This is a genomic window from Desulfothermus sp. (assembly GCF_053993635.1).
Window position 1 is genome coordinate 1 of the sequence record NZ_JBMYBT010000093.1, and the last position, 9,370, is coordinate 9,370.

Annotated in this window: 5 protein-coding genes; all 5 read left to right on the forward strand. The window is 35.5% G+C overall.

Features of this window, described 5'->3' with window-relative positions:
- On the forward strand, positions 1–1,199 hold a 1,199-nt coding region (locus ACY2V1_RS07255), incomplete at its 5' end, for a bifunctional uroporphyrinogen-III C-methyltransferase/uroporphyrinogen-III synthase (protein WP_461834130.1).
- The gene (locus ACY2V1_RS07260; protein WP_461834131.1) at positions 1,196–1,477 is read left to right on the forward strand and encodes a hypothetical protein; all 282 of its coding nucleotides are present in this window, start codon (positions 1,196–1,198) and stop codon (positions 1,475–1,477) included. The genes ACY2V1_RS07255 and ACY2V1_RS07260, both read left to right, overlap by 4 nt.
- A gap of 3 nt (positions 1,478–1,480) precedes the next feature.
- Positions 1,481–2,473 carry a sodium:calcium antiporter gene (locus ACY2V1_RS07265; protein ID WP_461834132.1) on the forward strand — a complete coding sequence of 331 codons (993 nt, stop codon included), beginning with the start codon at positions 1,481–1,483 and terminating at the stop codon, positions 2,471–2,473.
- Between the two features lie 300 nt (positions 2,474–2,773).
- Complete coding sequence (locus ACY2V1_RS07270; RefSeq protein ID WP_461834133.1) at positions 2,774–7,060, forward strand: amylo-alpha-1,6-glucosidase; 4,287 nt, start codon at positions 2,774–2,776, stop codon at positions 7,058–7,060.
- Positions 7,047–9,370: alpha-glucan family phosphorylase (gene glgP, locus ACY2V1_RS07275; protein ID WP_461834134.1), on the forward strand; the 2,324-nt coding region annotated here is incomplete at its 3' end. The genes ACY2V1_RS07270 and glgP, both read left to right, overlap by 14 nt.

Consider the following 9,370-nt stretch of genomic DNA (forward strand, 5'->3'; position numbering starts at 1 on the left):
TGGAATTTGAGGTTGTGCCAGGGGTGAGTTCTGCTGTAGCAGCGCCAGCATATGCAGGAATCCCGCTAACTCATAGAGATTTTTCATCCTCTGTTACCTTTATAACAGGCCATGAGGCCAGCACAAAAAAATCATCTGTAATTGAATGGGATAAACTGGCCCGCTCTGCCTCAACACTGGTCTTTTTTATGGGCGTTAAAAACCTTCCCCAAATAACCAAAAACTTGATCTCAGCAGGACTATCTAAAGATACTAAAGCAGCACTGGTTAGATGGGGAACCACATGCAGACAAAAAAGTGTGGTATCTACCCTTGAAAACATATCTCAGGTGGCAAAAAAGGAAAACATCACCCCCCCAGCACTACTTGTTGTTGGAGATGTAGTGTCTTTAAAAGATAAGCTCTCATGGTTTGAAAAAAAGCCATTACTTGGAAAAAATATTGTAATTACAAGGGCAAGGGCACAAGCAAGTGATCTCTTTAACCTCCTTAGAGAATATGGGGCATGTTGTATCCAGCTACCAACAATTGAAATAAAAGAACTATCTGATTACTCCCATCTTTATTCAGAATTTAACAAACTGCATACCTATGATTTTATAATATTTACATCAGTAAATGGGGTGGATTTATTTTTTGATAAATTGTTCAAGAACAACATGGATGTTAGGGCAATTGGTAATTCAAAGATTGTAGCAATTGGACCTGCAACTGCCAGAAAACTAAAAAATTTTGGTATAATACCTGATATAGTTCCTGAAAAATTCATTGCTGAAAGTATAGTTGAAAAATTAAAACAAATTGGTGTTAGTGGGAAAAATATACTCATTCCAAGGGCAAAACAAGCAAGGGATGTATTAATAAAAGAATTGGAAAAGTCTCATGCAAAGGTAGTAGTTGTTCCAGTTTATGAGACAACTATTGGAGATGGCGACGCAGGTTTTGTAAAAGAAAAAATAAAGGGAGATGAAATAGATTTTATAACATTTACAAGTTCTTCTACTGTAAAAAATTTCTTTAAATTAATACCACCTCAACTTGTTTCTGAGTATGGTCATAATATAAAATTTGCATGTATTGGTCCTATTACAGCAAAGACTTTAAAGGAATATGGATTTAACACAGATATTATGCCTGATTCTTATACAATCAAAGACCTTGTTTTAGAAATATTAAAATATAGAAGAGAAAATTCATGAAAATAATTATAAATGGATTTGGGAATATTTATTTCGAACTAAAAAAAAGATATGGGAAAGGTGTAAATATTATTCTGTATGTTCCAGAAGGTGTAAGTGCTGAAGATATTATCTCAATTCTTAATATTGATACAGAAGATATTGAAGGGATTTTTATAAACGGAGAAGTAAAATCTACGTCAAGTGAATTAAAAGATGGTGATAGGATTGGATTAATTCCTAAAGGCATTCCTGGTCCTTACAGGTTTTTGCTTGGGATAAAGAAGTTAAAGAAGTAGAGAATGGATTTTTATATCCACTTTATAAATTCAATCTCCTCTGCTTATTTAATATTAGCCACAGCAGCTTTTATTTTTATACTTACAAGAGGGGCAGATTATGCAGTAGATGGTGCTGTTGAGCTTTCTCAAGCCCTTAATCTCTCACCCTTAGTTATTGGAGCAACTGTAGTATCAATAGGCACTACCCTTCCTGAGGCGTTTGTATCTGTTATGGCTGCATGGTCCAATAATCCAGGCCTTGCATTGGGAAATGGTGTTGGCTCCATTATAGCAGATACAGGGCTTATTTTGGGTGGTTCATGTATTTTGTTTAAGGTTCCAATAGATAGATTTGTATTAAATAGAACTGGATGGGTCCAATTTTTTTCAGCGACTCTACTTGTTGTTATATCATTAATACAAAAATATGTATTCCACAACCCTATTTTAAATAGATGGGTAGGTGTCTTGTTTATTTTTCTGTTAATTGTATATCTCTATTTTACATATAAGTGGTCTAGACATAGCATTCTTTTCCATTCTTCGCAGGATATAAAAACATCAAAGCTTAAAGCTTTTATAAAAGTTTTTATTGGACTTTTTTTAGTGATTATTAGCTCAAAATTTTTGATAATCACAGTTCAAGAGCTGGCAACACGAATTGGGGTACCAGAAGATGTAATAGCTGCTACAATAGTAGCATTAGGAACTTCTCTTCCTGAATTTATGACAGCAATCACTGCTGGTAGAAAAGGTCATCCTGAAATTATGGTTGGTAATATTGTGGGAGCAGATGTGTTAAACTGTTTTTTTGTTATCGGAGCATCTGCTTTGGCAACGCCCTTAAATATTCCTCAAAATTTTTACCATCTCCACTTCCCGGCTATGCTAATCATCCTCTATTCCTTTAGATTTTTTATCTCTATAAATAAGGGAAAAGAATTTTTTCCCAAATGGCAAGGTGCATATTTGCTTCTCATTTATTTAATATACATTTTCATCCAGTACAAATGAACTACCAAGGTGTAGGTTCTATGTTCTAGGTTCTAGGTTCTAGGTTTATGGGTTTATTGAGTTTGTGGATTTCTTGGGTTTGTTGGGGTTAACCCATAAACCCTCAACCCTCTAACCCATTAACCCAAAACTTTGAAAGTCTAACTTTAAACAACGTTGAGTATGGAACATAAAACCATATTGAAATAAAGTATAAAAAATTGTATGTTTAGATAGATTTTGCGCTTTTATTTTTTACTATCAAAGGACTTTTTGGTCTTTTCCATTTTGAGTTAAAAAATACTTAAAAAGGAATTTATTATGATTATTTCAGAAAATCTAATTCAAACTCCATCACCTGATCAGAGGTTATGTGGATTTTCAGGTGACACAATTAGATTTAGCCTTGAGTTCAGGGAAGATATACCTGGACAGGGATTTGTTCGCACAAATTTAGGACACAGCAGAATAATTCGCAGAGAGGTAATAAAAAAAGTTGAAAAAGGAGAGGTGAAATTTCACCTGGATTGGCATGATATTAAAATGGAAAAAATAGATAAAAAACAATTTGAGGTAGAACTTCCCTTGACCCAGGTAGGACACTTTGAGGCCAAATGTTACCTTTTGCCAGATAAAAAAAATGACCCTATCTGGCCTTTGGGGGGAAATGTCCATATTAATGTAAAACCAGCTATATCGTGTGCTGCAAACACAATCTACAACGCCTTTGTAAGGCTATTTGGCCCATCTAAACATGGAACTGATTGGATCAAAAAATTTGATTTAAATCCTTTAGACAGGGCTGGATTCCACGTAATTCCCCCCTCTGGGACTTTTAGGGATCTTATAGAAGAGCTGGACTTTATTATCTATGAACTAGGATGTAGATACATTCAACTATTGCCCATATTTCCTGTTCCAACCACCTTTGGAAGGATGGGGCGTTTTGGCAGCCCTTATGCGGTGCAGGACTTTTACAGCGTAGATCCTCAACTGGCGGTATTTGATCCCAAGAAAACTCCTATTGAGCAGTTTATGGAACTTGCTTCAGAAATACATAAAAGAAATGGTTTTGTTATTTTAGACATACCCATAAACCACACAGGATGGGGCTCTATTATCCACGATGTACACCCTGAGTGGCTTAAGAGGACTGAACAAGGCGAAATTGAGGTTCCTGAAGTGTGGGGGGTTAGATGGGCAGATCTCACAAAATTGGACTATTCAAACAAAGATGTGTGGAAATACATGGCTGATGTATTTTTAAGGTGGTGTGATAGGGGCGTTGACGGATTTAGGGGTGATGCTGGCTACATGATACCCTTTGAGGTATGGGAGTATATTATCTCAAAGGTAAGGGAGTCATTCCCAGATACTATTTTCTTTTTAGAAGGCCTGGGGGGAGATATAAATATTACCATAAATCTCTTAAATAGTACCTATGATTGGGCATATTCTGAACTTTTTCAAAATTATACCAAAGAACAAATAATCCCTTATATCAAGTTCTCTTCAAAGGTTTCATCAGAAAATGGCGTAATGGTCCATTTTTGCGAAACCCATGACAACAACAGACTTGCATCTGTGTCAAAGACATATGCAAAAATGCGAACAGGACTCTGCGCCCTTTTGTCCCACTTTGGTGCATTTGGTTTTGCAAATGGTGTAGAGTGGTTTGCTGATGAAAAGATAAATGTCCATGAAATAACTTCATTAAACTGGGGAAATCCAGAAAATCAAATAAAATTTATAAAAAAACTATCTGCAATTCTAAAGGCAAATAAGACCTTTTTCCCTTATGCCACCATCAATTTCCCAAAACAAATAGGAGATAATTCTATCGTGGCAATAAGAAAACCAGAGGATAATTCATGCTATTTAATAGTAATTGTAAATCTTGATTGTGATAAAAAGAATAAAATTTCTTTTAAAGATAGCTCTATATTAGATGGAATCCACTACGACTTAATAACAGGTAATGAGATAACTATCTCTAATACTAACGGATTTTATGAATTATATGTAAATCCAGGAGAAGTATTGTGCTTAACACCAAACAAACAAGATTTAATAGATGTAGATAAAATTTATTTCAATAATATAGTAACACCTGATATTTGTTTAAAACAAAAGGCAAAGGAAAAATTATATAAATTTATTTGTTATTTTAATGGATTAAAACATATAAAAATAGACGAAGAAAAGGAATTAAATCTATTTTTAGAGAGTCCATACATTTATTTAAAAGATAATTCAAGACCTAAAAATAGTGTGCTTAAATGGACTTTTCCAGATGATATAAAAAGAATGGTTATGGTCCCTCCAGGACATATTGTTTTATTTAACTGTAAACATCCTTTTAGATTAAAACTAAAACAAGGAAAGAAAATAATATTTAGCGATGCATCTATAAAAGATAACAAAGGTGATTATTTTATTTTATACTTTCCTGATGAAAAATTAAGAGAACACAGGATCGTTGATGTCCATATTTTTGTATATGACAGTAAAGTAATAGAAAAAAAGAGCTCTATTTTGTTTTTATGTGATTTTTCAAATATCAAGATAAAAACCATTTTTACCAGAACTGAAATATTAAAAAGATGTTTTACTTATCTTGCTTCCAATAAAAGAGGAGCATTATCCTACATACCTGTGTGGTGGGGACATCTTGAAACAAAATACAATGCATTACTGTCTGGAAACTTAAATCCAGACTCTTTAGATGATAGGCATGTTATGTTTACAAGGCTAAGGGCATGGTTAGTCCATCAAGGTTATTCAGAGGAAATAAACAAAGATTTGATTCAAAAATTTACCTTTGACTATGAAAATCATGGAACATGGGATTTTTATATACCCACAGGTCTTGGAAAACACACCCATATGAGCATTTTCTTAAATCTAAGTGATCACGAAAACAAATTAGATATTACTTTTAAAAGACATATCTCAAAAGAAGATAATGAAGAAACAAATGAGGTTACCCTGATACTCAGGCCAGATTTAGAGTCAAGGTCCCATCACCATGTTACCAAGGCATATTTAGGTCCAGAGGAAATATTTCCTAAAAATGTCACCGTACAAAAAAATGGGATTATTTTTCACCCATCAGAGAAGGCAAAATTATATCTTAAGGCAAGTAAGGGAGAATTTGTGCTTGAGCCTGAGTGGCAATATATGGTCTATCTACCCCTAGAACAGGAAAGGGGGCTTGATCCCCATACTGACCTTTTTAGTCCTGGTTATTTTAAAATCCCTTTAATGCCAGGTGAGAGTGTATGTATAACAGGTTCAATAAACAGTGATACTGAACCAATAGATGGACAAATAAAAAAAATAAAAAAAGAATATACATACATTGAAGGTTTAAAAAGGGCTATGGAGAAGTTTAGTGTTAACAACAAAATCGACAAGCACAACTATGTGCAAACTGTAATTGCTGGATTTCCCTGGTTTTTAGACTGGGGAAGGGATTCTCTGATATTTTCCAGGGCATATATTGAAGATAATAGACCGGACTTGGCCATATCCATATTAAAATACTTTGGACAATATGAAGAAAACGGCACACTGCCAAATTTAATTAAGGGAGGCACACCCTTAAATAGGAATACATCAGATGCACCACTCTGGTTTGGTGTGGTTCTTGCCGACCTAGTAGAAAAATTAGGGTTAGATGTATTAAAAACAGAGACAAAAAATCGCAGTTTTGAAGAAATATTAATCTCAATTGGGAAAAATTATGTAAATTCCACGCCAAATGGCATAAAAGTAGATCCTTGTACAGGACTTGTCTATAGTCCACCACATTTTACATGGATGGACACTAATCACCCAGCATGTACTCCAAGACAGGGTTATCCCATAGAGATCCAGGCACTCTGGCATAGGTGTTTAATCCTTCTTGAAAAAATAGATCCCAGAGGGAATTTTTGTCCAATAAAAGATGGATGGAAGGGTCTTAGACAAAAGGTAGAAAACTATGTTATAGGTCTTTATGTAAATAGATCCCTTGGATATCTCTCAGATTGCCTTCATACATCAGGATATATGGAAGCCCATTATGCACAAGCTGATGATCACCTAAGACCAAATCAACTCCTTTGTATTACTCTAGGACTAATCACGGACACCGAAATACAAGAGCCTATAATCCATGCAACTTCGTCTCTTATTGTTCCTGGAGGCATAAGATCTATTGCAGATAAAAGATTTAAATTTCCTTTGTTTTCAATTCCAAAACATGCTATAAAGGATCCATATCATCCATATCAGGGAAGATATATTGGAGATGAAGATACCAGCAGAAAACCTGCATATCACAATGGCACTGCATGGACATGGCTTTTTCCCTCTTTTGTGGAAGCTCTTTTAATCACCTTTGGCAAGGAACATCTTGATTCTTGTTTATCGATACTGGGATCTTCATCTATTTACTTAAATTCTGGATGTGTTGGACACATACCAGAAATATTAGATGGAGACATCCCTCATAAGCAAAGGGGATGTCTTGCCCAGGCATGGGGAGTTAGCGAACTTTACAGAGTTATAAAAAAATTATTAAAAATAAAACAAAATATGGAGTTAGGTCATGAAAAGCTTTAAATCATACCATGTGTACCCTTCAGTCCCTAAAAATCTAAAATTTTTAGAACCTTTAATCCAAAATCTCTGGTGGTCGTGGAGGCTTGAAGCCATTGAACTACTAAAGAGAATGGATCCTGAAAAGTGGAAACTATCTAATCAAAACCCTTTGAAAATGTTTAGTGATTATATATCCCAGGACGCCTTAAATAGATTTGCCCATAATGAAAATTTCCTTTTGCATTTAAAAGGGATAAAAAAGCAATTTGAAGAAGAAGTTCTTTTAGAAAAAACTCCAGAAGTAATTGGCATGCCACAAGATTCCACTGTTGCTTATTTTTCAATGGAATACGGAATCCATGAAAGTATCCCTATTTTTTCAGGTGGCCTTGGGATACTTGCGGGAGACCATTTAAAAGCCGCATCTGATTATTGCATCCCATTAGTTGGCATAGGACTTTTTTATAGATATGGTTATTTTACACAATTTTTAAATAGCGATGGATGGCAACTGGAGGAATACCCAGAAACTGATATCTTTTATTTACCAATCCAGAGAGTCAGGGATTCAGGAGGAAATAAGGTATATATTGAGATTCCATCCCCAATGGGAAATATAAGGGCAAGGGTGTGGAAGATTGATGTAGGAAGGGTGGAACTCTATTTGCTAGACACCAATTTAAAGGACAACCCCCCTGAAATAAGAGATATAACATCTAGGCTGTATGCTGGGGAACCCAATGTGCGACTGGCACAGGAGGTACTACTGGGCATTGGAGGAATGAAACTCCTAGAACAACTGGGTAAATTCCCAAGCGTGTGTCATTTAAACGAAGGCCATTGTTCCTTTGTGTGTATTGAACGACTGGCACAAATAATGAGAAGATTCAATATTGAACTAAAAGATGGAATGGAACTTTTGCCCAGGACCAATGTATTCACCACCCATACTCCAGTTGCAGCAGGCTATGACACATTTTTTGTTGATATGGTGAGACCGTATCTTGAACCATACACCCAGATATTCAATGTTCCAGTAGAAGAAATAATATCCTGGGGACAAAGGGGATGGACTTATGACCCATCAAACAAATTTTGTATGTTTACTTTTGGATTAAGATTTTCTCAGTTCTGTAATGGTGTGAGTAAACTTCATGGCCATGTGGCCAGAAAGATGTGGCACCATGTGTGGCCTGATAGACCAGTTGAGGAAGTACCCATTGGATATGTAACCAATGGGGTACATGTAACCTCCTGGATTTCCATAGAAAATCACTTATTATTCGAAAGATACATTGGTGAAAAATGGTATAATGAGCCGTCAAAAGATATAATTAATGGAATAAGTAGTATTTACGAAGAGGAACTCTGGAGGGCCAGGGAGCTTAGCCGCGCCAGACTTATTAGATTTTGTCGTTACAGAATGAGACAACAATATGAAAGGAGAAATGCACCTAAGTCGATTCTAGATGAAGTTGAAGGAGTTTTAGACCCAAATGTTTTAACAATAGGTTTTGCAAGAAGGTTTACTGCATATAAAAGGGCAAATTTGATATTAAGGGATCCAGAGAGGCTAAAAAAAATAATAACCTCCAAAAAACACCCTGTACAATTTATATTTGCAGGCAAAGCCCATCCAAAGGATGAAGAAGGAAAACGAATAATACAACAAATTATTTCCTTTGCAAGGGATCCAGAAGTGAGGCACAGATTTGTTTTTTTAGAAAATTATGACATCAATATAGCCAGACACTTAGTTCAAGGAGTAGATGTGTGGTTAAACAATCCACGCAGACCCTATGAGGCATGCGGGACATCAGGCATGAAGGCAGCTATTAATGGCGTGTTAAATTTCAGTGTGTTAGATGGATGGTGGTGCGAAGGATATAGGGAAGATAGGGGCTGGGAAATTGGAGGAGGAAAGGAATACACAGACCCCAATTACCAGGATGAAGTGGAATCATACGCCATATATAACATCCTGGAAGAAGAAATTCTACCTGTATTTTATGAGAACAGGAGAGGAAGCATACCATTTGAGTGGGTGCACATGATGAAAGAATCCATGAAAATGGGACTCATTGACTTTTCAGCTCACAGAATGGTCAAGGAATATGTAGATAAATTTTATTCAATAGCTGCGCACAACTTTTTCGACCTAACCAAAAACAATTGTGAAAAAGCAAAAGAATTTTCAAAACAAAGAGAGAGATTAAAAAATCTGTGGAGTCAAATCAGAGTAAATAAGCCAATGAAACTTGGACCATCCCACTTTAGGGTAGGAGATGAATTTGAGGTTATTGCTGAGGTGTATCTTGGAGAAATACAACC